Origin of the sequence: Pseudonocardia adelaidensis, from assembly GCF_039543345.1 — a bacterium.
Classification (GTDB): domain Bacteria; phylum Actinomycetota; class Actinomycetes; order Mycobacteriales; family Pseudonocardiaceae; genus Pseudonocardia; species Pseudonocardia adelaidensis.
This window is the reverse complement of sequence record NZ_BAABJO010000006.1, coordinates 183,518-200,789: the sequence shown is the minus strand read 5'-3', so window position 1 is coordinate 200,789 and position 17,272 is coordinate 183,518. Positions and strand designations below refer to the sequence as shown.

19 protein-coding genes are annotated in these 17,272 nt (G+C 74.3%); 10 read left to right on the top strand and 9 right to left on the bottom strand.

Features of this window, described 5'->3' with window-relative positions:
- Positions 1–118 precede the first annotated feature (118 nt).
- Positions 119–1,189 (top strand): coiled-coil domain-containing protein, encoded by a 1,071-nt coding sequence (locus tag ABEA81_RS10080; protein WP_345604634.1) that lies wholly within the window; start codon positions 119–121, stop codon positions 1,187–1,189.
- Between the two features lie 32 nt (positions 1,190–1,221).
- Here ABEA81_RS10080 and ABEA81_RS10075 read toward each other — a convergent pair whose 3' ends face one another.
- Complete coding sequence (locus ABEA81_RS10075) at positions 1,222–1,914, bottom strand: SDR family NAD(P)-dependent oxidoreductase (RefSeq protein WP_345604633.1); 693 nt, start codon at positions 1,912–1,914, stop codon at positions 1,222–1,224.
- Entirely contained in the window at positions 1,911–2,843 is a 933-nt protein-coding gene (locus tag ABEA81_RS10070) for a LysR family transcriptional regulator (RefSeq protein WP_345604632.1), read from the bottom strand. Before ABEA81_RS10070 ends, ABEA81_RS10075 begins: the two co-directional genes overlap by 4 nt.
- A gap of 79 nt (positions 2,844–2,922) precedes the next feature.
- Between ABEA81_RS10070 and ABEA81_RS10065 the strand changes: the two genes are divergently transcribed.
- The 3 genes from ABEA81_RS10065 to ABEA81_RS10055 all read left to right on the top strand — a co-directional run bounded on the left by ABEA81_RS10065 (position 2,923) and on the right by ABEA81_RS10055 (position 6,325).
- Positions 2,923–3,741 carry an SDR family oxidoreductase gene (locus tag ABEA81_RS10065; RefSeq protein WP_345604631.1) on the top strand — a complete coding sequence of 273 codons (819 nt, stop codon included), beginning with the start codon at positions 2,923–2,925 and terminating at the stop codon, positions 3,739–3,741.
- A gap of 158 nt (positions 3,742–3,899) precedes the next feature.
- Entirely contained in the window at positions 3,900–5,201 is a 1,302-nt protein-coding gene (locus tag ABEA81_RS10060; protein WP_345604630.1) for an MFS transporter, read from the top strand.
- Positions 5,198–6,325 carry a M20 family metallopeptidase gene (locus ABEA81_RS10055; protein WP_345604629.1) on the top strand — a complete coding sequence of 376 codons (1,128 nt, stop codon included), beginning with the start codon at positions 5,198–5,200 and terminating at the stop codon, positions 6,323–6,325. The genes ABEA81_RS10060 and ABEA81_RS10055 overlap by 4 nt, the downstream gene beginning before the upstream one ends.
- 47 nt (positions 6,326–6,372) lie before the next feature.
- On the opposite strand, the gene ABEA81_RS10050 is transcribed toward ABEA81_RS10055, so the two are convergent.
- A complete protein-coding gene (locus ABEA81_RS10050; RefSeq protein WP_345604628.1) occupies positions 6,373–7,212 on the bottom strand; it encodes a hypothetical protein in 840 nt (279 codons plus the stop codon).
- Between the two features lie 141 nt (positions 7,213–7,353).
- On the opposite strand from ABEA81_RS10050, the gene ABEA81_RS10045 reads away from it, so the two are divergent.
- The 3 genes from ABEA81_RS10045 to ABEA81_RS10035 are packed head-to-tail and all read left to right on the top strand — an operon-like array spanning position 7,354 to position 10,069.
- Positions 7,354–8,166, top strand: a complete 813-nt coding sequence (locus tag ABEA81_RS10045) for a DUF3097 domain-containing protein (protein WP_345604627.1) — start codon at positions 7,354–7,356, stop codon at positions 8,164–8,166.
- Between the two features lie 46 nt (positions 8,167–8,212).
- On the top strand, positions 8,213–8,647 hold the full coding sequence (locus ABEA81_RS10040) for an NfeD family protein (protein ID WP_345604626.1): 435 nt from the start codon (positions 8,213–8,215) through the stop codon (positions 8,645–8,647).
- Positions 8,648–8,677: 30 nt separating this feature from the next.
- Positions 8,678–10,069: an SPFH domain-containing protein gene (locus ABEA81_RS10035; RefSeq protein WP_345604625.1), complete on the top strand. Its 1,392-nt coding sequence runs from the start codon at positions 8,678–8,680 to the stop codon at positions 10,067–10,069.
- Position 10,070: 1 nt separating this feature from the next.
- Here the strand turns inward: ABEA81_RS10035 and ABEA81_RS10030 are convergent, their stop codons facing one another.
- On the bottom strand, positions 10,071–11,075 hold the full coding sequence (locus ABEA81_RS10030) for a sigma-70 family RNA polymerase sigma factor (protein ID WP_345604624.1): 1,005 nt from the start codon (positions 11,073–11,075) through the stop codon (positions 10,071–10,073).
- Between the two features lie 135 nt (positions 11,076–11,210).
- Between ABEA81_RS10030 and ABEA81_RS10025 the strand changes: the two genes are divergently transcribed.
- Together ABEA81_RS10025 and ABEA81_RS10020 are read left to right on the top strand one after the other, a co-directional pair.
- A complete protein-coding gene (locus tag ABEA81_RS10025) occupies positions 11,211–11,792 on the top strand; it encodes a dihydrofolate reductase family protein (protein ID WP_345604623.1) in 582 nt (193 codons plus the stop codon).
- A gap of 17 nt (positions 11,793–11,809) precedes the next feature.
- Positions 11,810–12,304: a GNAT family N-acetyltransferase gene (locus ABEA81_RS10020; protein ID WP_345604622.1), complete on the top strand. Its 495-nt coding sequence runs from the start codon at positions 11,810–11,812 to the stop codon at positions 12,302–12,304.
- On the opposite strand, the gene ABEA81_RS10015 is transcribed toward ABEA81_RS10020, so the two are convergent.
- The 5 genes from ABEA81_RS10015 to ABEA81_RS09995 form a co-directional block, all read right to left on the bottom strand.
- Positions 12,294–13,067, bottom strand: coding sequence for an energy-coupling factor ABC transporter ATP-binding protein (locus ABEA81_RS10015; protein ID WP_345604764.1), 774 nt, complete (start codon positions 13,065–13,067; stop codon positions 12,294–12,296). The genes ABEA81_RS10020 and ABEA81_RS10015 overlap by 11 nt on opposite strands.
- Positions 13,068–13,078: 11 nt before the next feature.
- Entirely contained in the window at positions 13,079–13,858 is a 780-nt protein-coding gene (gene cbiQ, locus ABEA81_RS10010) for a cobalt ECF transporter T component CbiQ (protein WP_345604621.1), read from the bottom strand.
- Positions 13,859–14,221, bottom strand: coding sequence for a PDGLE domain-containing protein (locus tag ABEA81_RS10005; RefSeq protein ID WP_345604620.1), 363 nt, complete (start codon positions 14,219–14,221; stop codon positions 13,859–13,861).
- Complete coding sequence (locus tag ABEA81_RS10000) at positions 14,218–14,934, bottom strand: energy-coupling factor ABC transporter permease (RefSeq protein WP_345604619.1); 717 nt, start codon at positions 14,932–14,934, stop codon at positions 14,218–14,220. The genes ABEA81_RS10005 and ABEA81_RS10000 overlap by 4 nt, the downstream gene beginning before the upstream one ends.
- A 110-nt stretch (positions 14,935–15,044) precedes the next feature.
- Positions 15,045–15,887, bottom strand: coding sequence for a glycosyltransferase family 2 protein (locus ABEA81_RS09995; protein WP_345604618.1), 843 nt, complete (start codon positions 15,885–15,887; stop codon positions 15,045–15,047).
- Positions 15,888–16,113: 226 nt separating this feature from the next.
- On the opposite strand from ABEA81_RS09995, the gene ABEA81_RS09990 reads away from it, so the two are divergent.
- A complete protein-coding gene (locus ABEA81_RS09990) occupies positions 16,114–17,244 on the top strand; it encodes a glycosyltransferase family 2 protein (protein ID WP_345604617.1) in 1,131 nt (376 codons plus the stop codon).
- Positions 17,245–17,272 lie beyond the last annotated feature (28 nt).

Here is a 17,272-nt window from a genome sequence, read left to right as displayed (position 1 = left end):
GACCGCCCGGGCCCGATCATGCCAACGAAACAAGCGTTTCGTTGGCGGAAGGTTCGCACGAGGAAACGCGAACCGAGTTCCGAGGTTTCGCAACAGCGAACCGGTAGGCTGCGAAACCATGATCGACGAGGCCGCACGCTGCGGTTACAGCAAGTGCCGGGCCGAGCTGCCCCTGCCCGGCCCCCAGGGCGGCAGGCGCCGTTCCTTCTGCCGCGACACCCGCTGGCCGGGCGGACGTACCTGTGCCCAGATGGCGCGGGCGGAACGCGACGCGCTCGACGCGCTCGGCCTCGACGCGGGGCGCGCGACGTTCCAGCTGGACGCCGACCGGCTCCGTGAGCACGTCGACGCGCTGCGGGGGCCGGTGACGGAGCTGGCGGAGGCGCTCGACGCGGTCCGCTCCCGGCTCGACGAGGTGGAGACGGGAGCGCTCGCCGCCGTGGAGGCGGCCAACCGGGGTGCTGCGGAGGCCGAGGCGGCGCGGGTCGAGGCGCAGCAGGCGCGGGAGCGGGCGGAGCGGGACGCGCGGGTGGCGCGGGAGCAGGCCGCCCAGGCGGGGGAGGAGAAGGCAGCCGCCGTGGAGCGGGCCGCGGCGGCGGCGCGGCAGGCGCTGGAGGCCACCGAGGCGCTCGGCGCGGCCCGTCAGCAGGCGCAGGAGGCGGTCGCGGCGCGCGAGCAGGCCGAGGAGCGGGCCCGCGCCGCGGACGGCCGGGCCGATGCGGCCGACACCGCGGCCGGGGAGGCGGGCGTGCGGGCGGAGCGGGCCGTCACCGAGCGGGACGCCACGCGGGCCCGCAACGAGGAGCTGCGCGCGGAGCTGGAGTCGCTACGCGCCGCCCTGGGCGACGCGCGCGGCGACCTGGCGGCCGCTCGGGCCGAGCGTGAGCGGATCGACGCCGACCTGGCGGACCTGCGGGCCCAGCTGGCGGCCGCCGGGACCGCCCGCGACGAGGCGGTCCCGGCGATCGCAGCCGAACGCGAGGCCCGGCAGCGCGCCGATCAGGAATTGGCCAGGGCGCGCGAACGCGCCGACGCGGAGGCGGCGCTGCGCGCCCGTGCGGAGGCGGATCTGGAGCGCGCCGCCGCCACCCGGCGGGCCCGGGAGCAGGACGCGGCGGAGCTGCGGGCGCTGGTGACGGCGGCGGTGCGCGAGGCCACGGCGACAGCGGTGCCGACGACCGACGGGTGACCGGCGGCGGGGTGACGCCGGCTCCGTGCGGGTCACCACGGGACCGGGCGGCCGTCGCGGGTGAACGTGCTGGTCGGGCCGCCGTCGGGGAGGTCCACCGCGTACATGATGCTCGCCGCGCCCTCGGCGACCGGGCGGCCGCCGGGGCCGCCCATGTCGGTGGCGACCCAGCCGGGGCAGACCGCGTTGACGAGGATGCCGTCGCGGCGGAGGTCGCCGGCCAGCGTGCGGGTGAGCGCGTTCAGGGCGGCCTTGCTGACGCTGTAGGCGGGGGTGCCGCCGCCCATGGAGGCGAGCGAGCCGCCCTCGCTGCTCACCATCACGATCCGCGGGTGCGCGCTGCGCCGCAGCAGCGGGAGGAGGGCGAGGGTGGTCTGCCACGGGCCGAGCACGTTGGTCTCGAGCGCCTCGCGCACGACGGCCAGGTCGGCGTTCGCGCTCGTCTGCGAGGTGTCGTAGTGGACGGCCGCGTTGTTGACGAGCACGTCCACCCGCCCCTCGGTGCGGGCCACGTCCTCGGCGAGCGCGGCCAGCCCGGCGGCGTCGGTGACGTCGAGCCGGACCGCGCGCACCCGACCCGGCAGCTCGCGGGCCACCCGCCTGCCCCCGGTGAGGTCCCGGGCTCCGAGGAGGACGGTGTCCCCGCGCACGGCGCACTGGCGGGCCACCTCGCGGCCCAGCCCCCGGTTGCCGCCCGTCACCACGACGACGCGATCGCTGTTCATGGGTGGGCATCCTCGCCGGGATCGACGCGCCCGGGGAGGTCGGTTCGTGCGGTCCAGCCCGCGAGGAACGCCCGGCACGCCTCGGCGGCGGCACCGAGCGCGGTGTCGGCGCGGTGCAGCAGCCCGACCGGCCGCAGCTGCGGTCCCGGGTCCACGGTGTGCACGGCCGCAGGCGGCCGCCCGGGTGCCTCGGCCACCGACCGCGCGACGAGCGCGACGCCGAGCCCGTGGGCGGCGAGGTCGCGTAGCCGCGGCAGGTGGGTGGTCTCGAACGGCACGCGCGGGGTGAAGCCGGCCGCGGCGGCGAGCCGGTCGAGGATCGCGCGCAGGCCGCTGTCGGCGGGCAGGCAGACGAACGGCTCGTCGCGGAGGGCGGCCAGCGGCAGGGGATCGGTACCGGCCGTGGGGTGGTCCGGCGCCGTGACGAGCACCAGCTCGTCGGTGAAGAGCGGGGTGCGGACGTACCGGGCGGGGAGGCCGGGCGGCGTGGGCCCGATCGCGAGGTCGAGCTCGCCCTGGTCGAGGCCGTCGAGCAGGCGGCGCAGCGCGCCGGAGCCGAGCGCGAGCTCGACCGCGGGGTGCTGCCGGTGGAACGCGGCGAGCGCGGCCGGCAGGTCGAACGAGTCGAGCGCCTGGATCGCTCCGATCCGCACCCGCCCGAGCAGGCCCCCGGCCAGCCCGGCGATGTCGTCGCGGACGGCGTTCAGCTCGGCGATGGCCCGCCGCGCCCGGCCGAGGACGAGCTCACCGGCGTGGGTGAGGGCGACGGTGCGGGTGGTGCGGTGCAGCAGCCGCGCCCCGACCTCGGCCTCCAGCCTGCGGATCTGCACCGAGACGGCGGGCTGGGCCACCCGCAGGTGCTCCGCCGCCCGGGTGAACCCGCCGTGTCGGACGACCGCGTCGAGGTAGGCGAGTTGGCGCAGCTCCACTCATTCATAGTGCAGCACCATGAGTGCGAGCACGAACATGTCTTGGACTTATGAGTAGCGCCGCCCCCACGATGGCTGCATGCGCTGGTTCATCACCGGTTCCTCGGCCGGGTTCGGACGACTCCTCGCCGAGACCCTGCTCGCCCGCGGTGAGACGGTCGTCGCGACGGCCCGCGATCCGCACGCCCTCTCCGATCTCGTCGACGAGTACCCGGACGCCGTGCTCGCGCTCCCGCTGGACGTCACCGACGCCGGCCAGGTGCGGGCGGCGGTCGACGCCGCCGTGGCCGCGGGCCCGGTGGACGTCCTGGTCAACAACGCCGGCCACGGGCTGCTCGGCGCGCTGGAGGAGCTCTCGGACGAGCAGATCCACCAGGTCCTGGGCGTCAACCTGCTGGGCGCGCTGGCCGTCACCCGCGCCGTGCTCCCGCACATGCGGGCCCGGCGGCGGGGCCACATCGTGTTGATGTCGTCGGTCGGCGGCGTGGTCGCGAACCCGGGCCACACGATCTACTCCACGAGCAAGTTCGCGCTGGAAGGGGCGTCGGAGGCCCTCGCGGGGGAGGTGGCGCCGTTCGGGATCCGGGTGACGATCGTCGAGCCGGGCCCCTTCCGCACCGAGTTCCTCGGCCGCTCCCTGCGCCACGCCACGCCGATCCCGGATTACGAGGACGGTCCGGCCGGTGCGTTGCGGGTCCGCAACGCGACCGCGCACGGGCAGCAGCCGGGTGACCCGGCCCGCGCGGTCGAAGCGATCATCGACGTCGTGCACGCGCCGTCGGCGCCGCTGCGGTTGCCGCTGGGCCGCTCCGCCGTGGAGCGGATCCGCGCGAAGCTCACGGGACAGCTCGCCGACCTGGAGGCCTGCGCCGAGGTGGCGATCGCGGCGGACCGATGAGCCCGCGCGGGATCGCCGATCGCGCCGAGCCGCCGGACATGACCAACTGGGAGACGAAGCTCGCGTACCGCCTCGAAGACTGAGCGCTGACGGGTGACGGCGGCCGCCAGGTGGCCTAATGTCGCCTCACCGTCCGTCACCAGCCCCGGGAGTGAGCCGTGTCCGACCCATCGACGCCGTCCATCGCCAAGGATGCGCCGCCACACCGGCTGCCCGTTCGGACACTCGTCGCGGCGTCGATCGGGAACGCCATCGAGTGGTACGACTGGACGATCTACGCCACGTTCAGCATCTTCTTCGCCACGCAGATCTTCCCGAAGGAGAACGCGGCGCTCGCCCTGATCAGCACGCTCGCCACGTACGCGCTCGCGTTCTTCTTCCGTCCGCTCGGCGGCTGGCTGCTGGGCCGGTTCGCCGACCTGCGGGGGCGGCGCACGGCGATGCTGCTGACGATCCTGCTGATGGCAGGCGGGTCGTTCATCATCGGGATCCTGCCGACGTTCGGCATGGTGGGCTGGCTCGCGCCGATCCTGCTGCTGCTCGCGCGCATCGGGCAGGGCATGTCGCTGGGCGGGGAGGTCTCCAACGCCTCGGCCTACCTCGGCGAGATCGCCCCGCCGGACAGGCGCGGCCGCTACTCGTCGTTCTTCTACATCTCCACCGGCGGGTCGGTGCTGATCGCGTCGCTGCTCGGCGCGCTGCTCACGGGGGTGCTGACCAAGGAGGAGCTGGCAGCGTACGGCTGGCGCATCCCGTTCATCATCGGCGGCGTGCTGGGCATCGTCGGCCTGTGGCTGCGGCGGGCGATGCCCGAGACCGAGCAGTTCGAGGAGAACAAGGCCAAGGCCCAGCAGCTGAAGCACCCGCTGCTGACGACGCTGCGCGAGCACCCCAAGGCCGTGGGCCAGCTCGTCGCGTTCACGCTGCTGTCCACGCTCTGCTACTACACGTTCTTCTCCGCGCTCACCCCGTACGCGGTGAGCTCGCGCGGCGCCGACGCAGGCCAGGTGTTCTGGGCGCTCTCGATCGCGACGGCGCTGTTCGTGGCGCTGCAGTACCCGATGGGCGTGCTGTCGGACCGGTTCGGCCGCAAGCCGCAGCTCCTGGCCTGGTCCGCCGCAACGGCCGTGCTGATCGTGCCGCTGTCGGCGCTGATCGGGCCCGGGTTCTGGAACATGCTCGTCGTCTTCGCCGTCGGGCTCGGGCTCTACACGGCGATGACCTCGATCGCGCCCGCGATCATGAGCGAGCTCTTCCCCACCGAGCTGCGCGGCCTGGGCATCGGCGCCTGGTACAACCTCACCGTCGCGACGTTCGGCGGCACCGCGCCGCTCGTGATCCAGGCGCTTGCCGGGGCCGGCCTGTCGCAGGTCTTCTTCTGGTACGTCGCGGTGGGCGCCGTGATCGCCTTCGCCGTGATCCTCACCCTGCCCGAGACCCGGGGCGAGGTACTGCGGTGACGGGGGCCCTCGGCCTGCTGGCGGAGCTGATCCGGTTCCGGACGGTCGGCGGCGGCGAGGGGGCCGCGGCCCGGCACTGCGCGGCCCTGGTCGAGGAGGCCGGGCTCGGCACCCGGCTGCTCGCGTGGGAGCCGGGGCGGGAGCAGCTCGTCGCGCGCACGGCGGGCGGCGACGGGCCCCCGCTCACGTTCACCGGCCACCTCGACACCGTTCCCGTCCGGCCCGACGACTGGTCGGTGGACCCGTGGGCGGCCGAACGCGACGGCGACAAGGTGGTGGGCCGCGGCGCGAGCGACATGAAGTCCGGGGTGGCCGCTGCGGTGGTCGCGACGGTCGAGCACGCGTCGCGGCCCCACTCGTGCCGCGGCGTGCAGCTGGTCCTCACCGCCGGTGAGGAGACCGGCTGCACCGGCCTGGTCGGCCTGGACGCGGCCGGCCGCGACGCCATGGCGCGCGGCGGCCCGCTCGTGGTCGCGGAGCCGACGGCCAATGCGCTGGTGATCGGCCACAAGGGCGCGCACTGGATGCGGCTGCGCGCGACCGGGCGCGCCGCCCACGGGTCCGCGCCCGAGCTCGGTGACAACGCCGTGGTCCGGCTCGCGCGGGCGGCGGTGGCGCTGCACGACCACGTCGGGTGGCCCCGGGACGACCGGTTCGGGCCGGTCACCGCGAACGTCGGCGTCCTGCGCGGCGGCGTGGCCCCGAACGTGGTGCCGGACGCCGCGGAGCTGATGCTGGACATCCGCACCGTGCCGGGCGTCGACGCCGCGCAGCTGCGCGCCCAGGTGGGCCTGCTCGCGGGGGAGCGGGTGGAGGTGGCCGACCACGTCGTGCTGCCACCGCTGGACACCGACGCCGACGAGCCGTTCGTCGGCATGGTCCGCTCGGCGCTGCAGGCCGCGGGCGCGCCGGACGCCGTGGCGCCGCCCGCGCGGTTCTTCACCGACGCGTCCGTCCTGGCCGGCGTGCTCGGCGCCGACGCGGGGCCCGCGCCGACCGTCGTGCTCGGGCCGGGCGAGCCCGCGCAGTGCCACGTGGTGGACGAGTACTGCCTCGCCAGCCGGGTGGAGCAGGCGGTGGTCGTGTACCGGGAGCTGCTCGAGCGCTGGTGTGCCCCGGCCTGACCATGTGAGACACCTGCGACGTCGGAGGCCGCCGATCCGGCGGCGCGTCAGACCAGCGGGCTGCTCGCCAGCACGCGGACGGCCTCGGCCACCGCGGCGCGGCGGGCCACGCGCACCGCCGTCTCGATCGGTCGCAGCGCATCGTGCCGCGCGGTCGCCGCGGACGCGGAGATGGCGCCTCCCGGCTCGTCGATCCTGGCCGCGGCGAGGATCGCCTCCACCTCGTCCGCGTGCTGCAGGACGCGCAGGGCCTGCGGCGGCATGCCCGCGGGCCACAGCGACGCCGGGCGGGCCCGCAGGGCGGCCGCGATCTCCTCCCGGACCCCGGGACGGTGCCGGGCGACGCCGAGCGAGGTGAGGACCGAGGCCGACTGCCGCACCTGGTCGCGCAGGTCGCGCTCCGCGTGGCTCAGGCCGACGAACTCCGCGGGCGGGCCCGGCTCCGGCACCGGGTAGACCGTCCACCGCAGCACGCCGTCGGCCACGGTGGTGGGCACGATGCCCAGACCCGACACGCCCGCACTCGACACGGTCGGCCCGGTGTCCGGGAAGAGCACTCCCTCGCCCGCGGCGGTGGCGGCGGTGCTGAACACGCCGGGGCCGGGCAGCCCCCGCACGTCGCCGGGCGCGGGAAGCACCAGGCGCGCGGGCCCGGCGGCGTCCCGCCCGGCCGTGGCCCGCCGCAGCGTCGCGAGCAGGAACGTCAGCGAGCTCACCGGCTCGCCCGGAGCGGGCAGGCCGCTGAGCTCTGCCGTGTCCGAATCGGCCGCTTGGACGTCGTGCGCGTCCGCCCACGGCGCGAGCGCGTCGAGGACGTCGTCGGGCGCGGCGGCGCCCACCAGCCAGGCCGAGGCCCACACGGTGAAGGTGGCGGAGGGGCAGGGCACCGCGTCAGGCTATCCACGTCCGAGTGGGAGAGCACTGCCGCCTCGGGGTGAACGTGGGTACGCTCCGTTGCCGCAGCTCACGCGCGGTGACCCGGCGTGTCGCGCCCGGGCCGGGGTTCCCGGGCCCGGTAGAACGGGGCCGTGAGCCGTGCGCACGACTACCGAGGGGCGTTCAGCGCCGACGGAACCAGGATCCGGACGCGCAAGCAGATCCCGGAGGTCCCCGCCGAGCACGGGCTCGTCGTGGAGGACCCGGCGAGCGGGTTCTGCGGTGCCGTGGTCGCCGTGGACGCGCGCGGCGTCACGCTGGAGGACCGCCGCGGTGCCCGGCGCGTGTTCCCGCTGCGGCCTGCGGCGTTCCTGTTCGAGGGGGCACCGGCCACGCTCGTGGCGCCCGCGCGCGCCCCGGCGGCGCCGGCTCGTTCGGCGTCCGGGTCGGTGCGCGTGCAGGGCCACACCGCCCGCACCGCACGGGCGGCCCGGATCTGGGTGGAGGGCCTGCACGACGCCGAGCTCGTCGAGCGCGTGTGGGGCCATGACCTGCGCGTCGAGGGCGTGGTCGTGGAGCCGATGCACGGCATGGACGACCTCGCCGCCGCCGTGGCCGAGTTCGAACCGGGGCCCCAGCGGCGCCTCGGCGTGCTCGTCGACCACCTCGTGGAGGGCTCCAAGGAGACCCGCGCGGCCGCCGCGGTCGCCGGCCCGCACGTGCTCGTCACCGGCCATCCGTACGTCGACGTGTGGGAGGCGGTGAAGCCGTCGGTCGTCGGGATCCGGGAGTGGCCGCGGGTGCCGCGGGGCACCGACTGGAAGACCGGGGTCTGCCGCGCCCTGCGCTGGGGCGAGCCCGCCGACGGCGCGCGCCGCGTGCTCGGGGCCGTGCGCAGCTACCGGGACCTGGAGACCCCGCTGATCGGCGCCGTCGAGCGGCTCATCGACTTTGTGACGACCTGATCTCGGCCGATCACGCGCCGGAGCCGATCTGGCAGGATCTGCGGGCATGACGGCCGCGGTGGTCTGGCTCATCGTCGGCGTGCTGCTGGTGGTGGCGGAGCTGCTGTCCGGCGAGTTCGTGCTGCTGATGCTCGGTGGGGGTGCGCTCGCCGCCGGCGGGGTGTCGCTGCTCGTGGCGGGCCCGGTCGTCGGCGGCGTGGTGTTCGCCGTCGTGTCGGTGCTGCTGTTGTTCGCGGTGCGCCCGGCGCTGCGCAGGCGCCTCGACCGCGGCATCGACCCCGCCGTGATGCACCACCGGGCGCTGCTGGGGAGCACCGCGATCGTGGTGTCGAGGGTCGACGAGCACGGCGGCCGCGTGAAGATCGGCGGCGAGCTGTGGTCGGCGCGCACGAGCGACGGGCACCACGCGATCGAGCCCGGCGCCCGGGTCACCGTCCTCACCATCTCCGGTGCCACCGCGATCGTCGTCGCACAGGACTGAGAATCTGACCTGCTCCGAGAGGGGGTTGCCGTGACCGAAGGCACCGTACTGCTGGTCGTCGTGGTGCTGTTGGTGTTGCTCGTGGTCGTGTCGCTGGTCAAGGCGGTGCAGATCATCCCGCAGGCCACGGCCGCCGTGATCGAACGGCTCGGCCGGTACAAGGGCACCGCGGAGCCGGGCCTGGCGTTCCTGGTGCCGTTCATCGACAAGGTGCGCGAGCGGATCGACCTGCGCGAGCAGGTGGTCTCGTTCCCGCCGCAGCCGGTGATCACCCAGGACAACCTGACCGTCAACATCGACACCGTCGTCTACTTCCAGGTGACCGACCCGAAGGCCGCCGTCTACGAGATCTCCGACTACATCACCGGCGTCGAGCAGATCACCACCACCACGCTGCGCAACGTCGTCGGCGGGATGACGCTCGAGGGCACGCTCACCTCCCGCGACCAGATCAACACCGTGCTGCGCGGCGAGCTGGACGAGGCCACCGGCCGCTGGGGCATCCGCGTCGGGCGCGTGGAGATCAAGGCCATCGACCCGCCTGCGTCGATCCAGGAGTCGATGGAGCGGCAGATGAAGGCCGACCGCGAGAAGCGGGCGATGATCCTCACGGCCGAGGGCCAGCGGGAGTCGGCCATCCGCAGCGCGGAGGGCCAGAAGCAGAGCCAGATCCTCACCGCGGAGGGCGCCAAGCAGGCCGCGATCCTGGGCGCCGAGGCCGAGCGGCAGTCCCAGATCCTGCGCGCGCAGGGCGAGCGGGCGGCCCGCTACCTGGAGGCCCAGGGCGAGGCCAAGGCCATCGAGAAGGTGTTCTCGGCGATCAAGGCGGGGCGTCCCACGCCGGAGCTGCTCGCCTACCAGTACCTGCAGACCCTGCCGCAGATGGCGCAGGGCGAGGCCAACAAGGTCTGGCTCGTGCCGTCCGACTTCGGCAAGGCCCTCGAGGGCTTCACGCGCATGCTCGGCGCGCCCGGCGAGGACGGCGTGTTCCGCTTCGAGCCCTCGCCGGTGGACGAGCCGGGCCCGACCGCAAAGCCCGAGCACGACGACGAGTCGATCAAGGGCTGGTTCGACACGGCGAGCGATCCCGAGATCGCGAAGGTGGTCGCCGACGCCGAGGCCGAGGCCCGCAGGGAGGTGCCGCCGATCGGCGCGCCCGTCACCGAGACGCCGATGCCCGACTCGTTCCCGGCGCCGCAGCCGCCCGCGCCCGCTCCCGGGACCGAGGCCGTCGCCCACACCCCGGCGCCGGTCCGGGAGGGACGCCCGCACCCGGTGGCCCCGCCGCCGTCGCCCGCACCGGCCCGCAGGCCCGACAGCGCCGTGCCCACCCCGCCGCGCGGGATCCCGCCGGTCCCGCCCGAGCGGGGCAACGGCGGCAGCCCACGCCCGGGCTACCCGGCCCCGCCGCCCCAGCAATAGGTCACCGGCTCGGCAGCGATCGTGGCAGCCCGAACGACGGGAGCACGCCGTTGTCGAAGCGGGTCATGCACCGGATCCGGTCGCCGGTGAGGGCGAGGACGTACACGCCGGCCCCGTGGCTGATGCCGTCGGAGCCGCGCAGGTAGGCGCCGAACGCGGGCTGCCCGTTCGCCCGCGTCGGCACGAGGTCGAACCTGCGGCCCGCGCGGAAGATGGCGGCGCAGAGGCGGGCGACGACGTCCCGGCCCTCGTACTCGAAGGGCAGCGGCGGCATCGAGACGAAGACGTCGTCGGTCAGCAGGGCCACCAGGGCGTCGAGGTCGGCGGACTCCCAGGCGCGGACGAACCTCGCCACGATCGCGTCCTCGGTGGGTGAGCCGGGGGAGGGGGGCGGTTCGGCGGCCGGTGGGAGCCTCTGCTGCAGGCCGGCGCGGGCCCGTTTGAGTGCGCTGTTGACCGAGTCGAGGCTGGAGTCCAGCATGTCGGCCACCTCGTCGGCCCGGAACCCGAGGACGTCGCGCAGGACGAGCACGGCGACCTGTCGGGGCGGCAGGAGCTGCAGGGCGGTCACGAAGGCCAGGGAGATGGACTCGCTCTGCTCGTAGCGGGCCTCCGGGCCGAGCGGAATGTCGATCACCGCGTCGTGCCGGGGGTCGGGATACGGCTCGAGCCAGGCGACCTCGCCGAGTCGCGTCGGTTCGGGCGGTTCGAGGTTCGGCACATCCCACTCCACGACCGGGCGCCGGCCCGCGGCCCGACGCGCGTTGAGACAGCGGTTGGTGGCGATCCGGTAGAGCCAGGTGCGGATCGAGGCGCGTCCCTGGAACCCGTCGAGGCCCTGCCAGGCGGCCACGAGCGTGTCCTGGAGCGCGTCCTCCGCGTCCTGGAACGACCCCAGCATCCGGTAGCAGTGCACCAGCAGCTCCCTGCGGTGCGGTTGGGTCAGCTCCCGGAACGCGTCGCCGTCCCCGGCCCGCGCCCGCGCCGTCAGGTCTCCGGTCGTCATCTTCACGTCACCTCTCCCCGCTGTTCCATGGTGTACGGACACCGCGCGACTGCCGAACTGGGCGGCCGGAGAGCGCCCACTTTCCCCGCGTCGCGGGTTCTCCATCGGTGGCACCGCGATCGAAGGAGAAGTGACATGGGAAAGATCGTTGTCAGCGAGAACGTCTCGCTCGACGGAGTCGTCCAGGACCCGAGGGGCGACGAGGGCGTCGGCCGTGGCGACTGGTTCACCTGGATCGGAGGCCGGGACCGCGCCGAGTGGGCCGACGTGCTGCTGGCCGAGGTTCGGGGCGCCGAGGCCGTGCTGCTGGGTCGGCGGAGCTACGAGTTCTTCGCCGCGCGGTACCCGTCCCGCACCGGGGAGCTGGCGGACCGGTTCAACGGGCTCCCCAAGTACGTGGTGTCCACGACCCTCGGCGACGTGGGCGCCTGGAACAACTGCAAGGTCCTGAAGGGCGACGCGGTGAGCGAGGTCTCCGCGCTGCGCGGGAGCGTGAACGGGGAGATCGTCGTCTACGCCAGCGGCGGTCTCGTGCAGACGCTGATCGAGCACGACCTCGTCGACGAGGTGCGGTTGATGACCTACCCGTTCGTGGTCGGGGCCGGCGCTCGCCTGTTCGCCGGGACCAGCGAGGTGAAGCCCCTGCGTCTCACCGGCACGCGGGTCGTCGGCGAGAACCTCGCCCTGCTGACCTACCGGCCCGTCCGGGATGGCTGAACCATAGGCTCCGTCCGGTGGACATCGAGATCACCCGGGGCCGCCTCGCCGACGTCGACGCGCTGGCCCCGCTCTGGACGGCGATGGTCGAGCACCACCGCACCGTCGTCGCCGGGCGGGTGCCGGTGCGGCCGGCCGCCGAGTCCTGGGACATGCGGCGGCGCGAGTACGCGTCGTGGCTGGACGACGGCAGCGGCCTGCTGTTCCTGGCCCGGCGGGAGGCCGCCGACGAGGTGATCGGTTACGCCGTGTGCCGGCTGCTGGCGTCGGGGCCGACGTTCGACCTCGGGCCGGTCCGCGGTGACGTCGAGTCGCTCGCCGTCTCGCCGCGGGCCCGCGGAGCGGGTGTCGGGACGGCGCTGCTGGGCGCGGTGCGGGCGGAGCTGGAGCGCCGCGGCTGCCGCCACTGGTCGATCAGCGTGGCGGCGGACAACGCCGCCGCCGTGCGGCTCTACGAGCGCGTGGGCTTCCGCCCGCTGGTCCACCTGATGCACGCGCCGCTCACGGGCTGAAGCCGTACGGGAGCTCGAGGCGGTGGCGGCGCAGCAGCTCGGTGTCGGCGAGGAGCTCGCGCGTGGGCCCGTCGGCCACCACGACGCCGTCGTCCAGCACGACGCTGCGCGGGCACAGCTGCAGGGCGTAGGGCAGGTCGTGGGTGACCATGAGCATCGTCGGCTCCAGCCCGAGCAGCATCTCGGCCAGCTCGCGGCGCGCCACCGGGTCGAGGTGGGTGGACGGCTCGTCCAGCACGAGGATCTCCGGCTCGCAGGACAGCACGGTGGCCAGGGCCACCCGCCTGCGCTGCCCGCCGGACAGGTGCAGCGGCGAGCGGTCGCGGTGCTCGCGCATCCCGACGGCGTCGAGCGCGGCCTCCACGCGCGCGTCGAGGTCGGCGCCGCTCACGCCGAAGTTCGCCGGGCCGAACGCGACGTCCTCGCCGACGGTCGGCAGGAACAGCTGGTCGTCCGGATCCTGGAAGACGATGCCGACCCGCCGCCGGATCTCGCGCAGGTGCTGCCGCTCCACCGGGAGCCCGCCCACGGCCACCGACCCGCGGCCCGGGGTGAGGATGCCGTTGAGGTGCAGCACGAGCGTGGTCTTGCCGGCACCGTTCGGGCCGAGCAGGGCCACCCGCTCGCCCCGGCGGACGGTCAGGTCGATGCCGTACAGGGCCTGGTGCCCGTCCGGGTAGGCGAACGCGAGGCCGCGCACCTGCAGGGACGGCGGCGGGGTGGGCGCCACGGGGGAAGCGGTCCGATCGGGCGCGGTGTTCATGTCAGCGCTGTTCATGCCAGCACCCAGCCCGTGGCCGCCAGTGCGAGCGCCACGGCGACGGGGGAGAGCCCGGCGAGCCACTGCCGCCTGCTCGTGCGCTGCTGCGACAGCTGCGGCATCCGCCCGGTCCAGCCGCGCGACAGCATCGCGAGGTGCACCCGCTCCCCCCGCTCGTACGAGCGGATGAACAGCGACCCGACACCGCGGGCCGTGGCGCCGGCCTGCCAGAGGAACCGGGGGTCGTGCCCGCGGGAGATGCGGGCCATCCGCATCCGGCGGGCCTCCCCGGCGATCACGTCGACGTAGCGCAGCATCAGCGTGGCGATCGTGACGACGAGGGCGGGCGCGTGCAGGCGTTGCAGCCCGAGGAGCAGGTCGCGCAGGGGGGTCGTCGCGGCGAGCGTGAGCGAGGTGAGCACGCCGAGCGTGCCCTTCACCAGGATGTTCCAGGCGCCCAGCAGCCCTGGTTCGGACAATGTGAGGCCGAGCTGCCCGACGTGGGGCCACTCGACGTACGGCGCCCCGCCGGTGATCGGCAGCAACACGGCGAGCACGACGAACGGCGCCTCGATCAGCGCCCGCCGCGCGATCCAGCCGGGCGGGATCCGCGCCACCGCCCAGACGGCCGCGAGCAGCAGCAGGAAGCCGCCGAACACCGCGAACGCCTCGCGCGGTGTCGCCACCACGCACAGCACGACCGCGACGGCGGCGACGATCTTCACCTCGGCCGGGAGCCGGTGGACCGGTGAGCTCCCGGGCAGGTGCAGCGGGTGCGCGTGCCCCGTGCCCACTCAGCGTTCCCCGGGGCCGGACCGGCGGCGCAGCAGCCAGAACAGGCCGCCCGCGAGCACCAGCGTGACCAGCACGCCGATCACGCCGGCCAGCCCGACCGAACCCTCGGCGCCGCCGACCGCGTAGTCGGCCAGCGGGCTGCCGGACACGGCGCTGTCGGTGGCGTGCTGCGCGATGCAGGTGCCCTGGAGCTGCTCGCCCGCATCGGTCTCCACGACGTCGCAACCCGAGAGCGTGACGGAGTCGAGGCCGTCGGGATCGGAGCTCGCGAGGTAGGACAGCCCACCCGCGACGAGCAGCGCGACCACGAGGAAACCGAGGAAGAACCCCGCCGCCCTGCGGTTCCCGGCCGGAGCGTTCATGCCGGCTCCCCGGCGCCGCGGACCTCGAGCGGGACCGGCCGGCCGCGCAGCAGGTATATGAGGTCGGGGCGCACGGCGGCCACCGCGCCCACCGTGGCGGCCGTGATGACCCCCTCGCCGACGCCGATCAGCGTGTGCAGTCCGACCATGAGCGCGGCCACCGTGCCGAGCGACGCCCCGCCCGCCCCGCCGATCGCGTACTCGAGCACGAAGGCGAGGGAGGCGACGACCGTGTTGACCAGCGCGGCGACGAACGCGGTGCTGGCCAGGCCCGCGCGGCCGCGGCGGGCGATGGGGCGCATCGCGGTGGCCACCACGTGGCCGACGAGCACGCCGACCAGCGCCATGTTGACGATGTTGGTGCCGAGGGTCGTGAGCCCGCCGTCGGCGAAGAGCAGGGCCTGCACGACGAGCACGATGGCGATGCAGAGCGATCCGACCCACGGGCCGACCAGGATCGCGACCAGCGCCCCGCCCAGCAGGTGGCCGCTGGCGCCGGGCAGGATCGGGAAGTTGATCATCTGGACCGCGAAGACGAAGGCGGTGACCAGGCCTGCCATCGGGGCCGTGCGGTCGTCGAGGTCGGCGCGCGCCCGCTGCACCGCGATCGCCAGGCCCACGATCGCGACCAGCCCGAACCCCACCGCGGTGGGGGCGTTGACGAGCCCGTCGCTCATGTGCATGGCCAGGGTTGCCTCGGAGGTGGAGACCATGCGTGCTCCTTCGCGCAGCGATGGCAGCCGGTTCGGGTGACCGACCCAGGCTAGACGCAGACGCGGAAAAGCGGCAGTCGCAAATGATGTGCGACAGGCGACTCCCTCGTTCAGGCGGCCTTGCGGGAGGCGACCTTCGAGAGCGTGTAGAGCGCGCGGCGCCGGGCGCGGCCGGCCGGGGCCAGCATCCGCCCGACGGCGAGGTCGACGCTTCGCACCTGGAAGTACGGCGAGTCGCCGATCTCCTCGATCAACATGCGCTGCTGCGCGTAGAGCGTCTCGTCGCTGTGCGAGGAGATGCTGTCGCTCGCGATGCGGAACGCCGCCAGGGTCTCGGGGAGGCCGAGGAAGTCGCCGAGCTGCAGCAGCCGCAGCCACAGGTCGATGTCCATGACGTTGGAGCGGTCGGTCTTCCAGCCGCCAACCGTGAAGAAGTCGTCGCGCCGGAACAGCACGTTGTTGGACTCGCCGATCGGGTTGGCGCCGCTGCGCACCACCCGCCGGGCGACCTCCACGCCGGTGTGGACGCCGACGAGGCCCTTCAGGCCACGCCGCGGCACGATCACGCGGCTCTGCTCGTCGATCATGTGCCGGCGCGCGGCGACCACGGCGAGGCCCGGGTCGGAGTCCATCGGGCCGACCTGCAGCTCCAGGCAGCGCGGGTGGAGCAGGTCGTCGGCGCAGACGACCTTCACCAGCGGCCCTCGGGCCAGCTCGACGATCCGGTTCCAGTTCTCGGCCTGCGGCAGCGTCTCGCGGTTGTGCTCGAGCCGGATGCGCGGGTCGCCGAAGGAGGCGGCGATCTGGCCGCTCTGGTCGGTGCTGCCGTTGTCGAGCACGACCAGCTCGAAGTCGCGGTAGGTCTGGTCGAGGACGCTGCGGACCGTCTCGGCGAGGAAGCGCTCGCCGTTGTAGACCGGCAGGCAGACGGAGACGCTGGGGATCGACAGCACGGGGGGGAAGGTACCGTTCCCGCCCACCGAGCCGCGGCGGACACCCACACCGGGTTCCCGCGGACGAGGTACCCCAGGAGGCATCAGGGCGTTCTCCTCCGTAGAGTGCGCCCGAAGCACCAGAACCGCCCCGGCCGAATGCAGTAGCGGAGAGTCGCCGAAAGCAGGGCTCCTCGTCGCAGGAGTTGACGTAACGCGACGGGCGCCCGAGGAGATAAGGCCAGTGATGACGAACGTCTCCGGCGGTGGCTACGGGCAGCGATCCGAACGGCGCGAGCACGCCGCTGACGCGGTGGGGGGGAGAAAGGCGATGGCGCGGAACGGCAACCCGCGGGTCTCCGTGGTGGTGCCGACCCGGAACGAGGCGAGGAACCTGGAGGTCGTGCTGCCGGCGATCGCGGCGGTGCGGCCGGCGGTGCACGAGATCATCGTCGTCGACGGGAACTCCGTCGACGGGACGATCGAGACCGCCCAGCGCGTCCTGCCGTGGGTCAAGGTCATCTCGCAGACGCGCAAGGGCAAGGGCAATGCGATGGCGTGCGGCTTCGCGGCCGCAACAGGGGACGTCATCGTGATGTTCGACGCCGACGGGTCGGCCGACCCCGCCGAGATCCCGGCGTTCGTCCGGGCACTGATCAACGGGGCGGACTTCGCGAAGGGGAGCCGGTTCGTCCGCGGCGGGGGCAGCGACGACATCACCCTCCTGCGCAAGTCGGGCAACGCGGGGCTCAACGGCGTGGCCAACGCGCTGTTCGGCACCTCGTACACCGACCTCTGCTACGGCTACAACGCCTTCTGGGCCGACATCCTCCCGGTGCTCGACCTGCCGCCGATCGACACGCCCGCACCGGCCGACGGCACGATGCTCTGGGGCGACGGGTTCGAGATCGAGACCGTGCTCAACTGCCGGGTCGCCGCCGCCGGCCTGAAGATCACCGAAGTGCCGTCGATGGAGCGTGAGCGGATCTTCGGACAGACGAACCTCCGCACGTTCGCCGACGGCACCCGGGTGCTGCGCACCCTCGCCGCCGAGCGGCGGCGGGCGTCGCGCCGGAGCGCCGAGCGGGTGCAGGTCGAGGAGCAGTCCCGCGCGCTCACGCCCGTCGGGGGCATCCCCGTGGTGCCGCCCGCGCCGCAGCCGATGGCCCCCGCGCAGCCCACGGGCCCCACCCCGCCGGTCAACGGTGCACGCGGCGTCCAGGCCCCCGGTGCGGAGGTCAACGGGCAGGCCGAGACCGTGGAGCGGCGCCCGTTGCCGCAGGCGCGGGTCGAGAGCCAGCCGCGGGTCGAAGGCCCCGTCCGCGAGACGCGCGACGGGGTGAGCCTGCGCCTCGCCCTCGAGGAGGAGGCCTCCTGACCGGGGGCCGCCCGCCGGGCCTTCTCTC

Bases quoted from the DNA above. Each gene is read 5' to 3' on its own strand.
- ABEA81_RS10080 (WP_345604634.1), top strand. From the start codon at position 119: ATGATCGACGAGGCCGCACGCTGCGGTTACAGCAAGTGCCGGGCCGAG.
- ABEA81_RS10075 (WP_345604633.1), bottom strand. From the start codon at position 1,914: ATGAACAGCGATCGCGTCGTCGTGGTGACGGGCGGCAACCGGGGGCTG.
- ABEA81_RS10065 (WP_345604631.1), top strand. From the start codon at position 2,923: ATGCGCTGGTTCATCACCGGTTCCTCGGCCGGGTTCGGACGACTCCTC.
- ABEA81_RS10040 (WP_345604626.1), top strand. From the start codon at position 8,213: ATGACGGCCGCGGTGGTCTGGCTCATCGTCGGCGTGCTGCTGGTGGTG.
- ABEA81_RS10030 (WP_345604624.1), bottom strand. From the start codon at position 11,075: ATGACGACCGGAGACCTGACGGCGCGGGCGCGGGCCGGGGACGGCGAC.
- ABEA81_RS10025 (WP_345604623.1), top strand. From the start codon at position 11,211: ATGGGAAAGATCGTTGTCAGCGAGAACGTCTCGCTCGACGGAGTCGTC.
- ABEA81_RS10015 (WP_345604764.1), bottom strand. From the start codon at position 13,067: ATGAACACCGCGCCCGATCGGACCGCTTCCCCCGTGGCGCCCACCCCG.
- ABEA81_RS10005 (WP_345604620.1), bottom strand. From the start codon at position 14,221: ATGAACGCTCCGGCCGGGAACCGCAGGGCGGCGGGGTTCTTCCTCGGT.
- ABEA81_RS10000 (WP_345604619.1), bottom strand. From the start codon at position 14,934: ATGGTCTCCACCTCCGAGGCAACCCTGGCCATGCACATGAGCGACGGG.
- ABEA81_RS09990 (WP_345604617.1), top strand. From the start codon at position 16,114: ATGACGAACGTCTCCGGCGGTGGCTACGGGCAGCGATCCGAACGGCGC.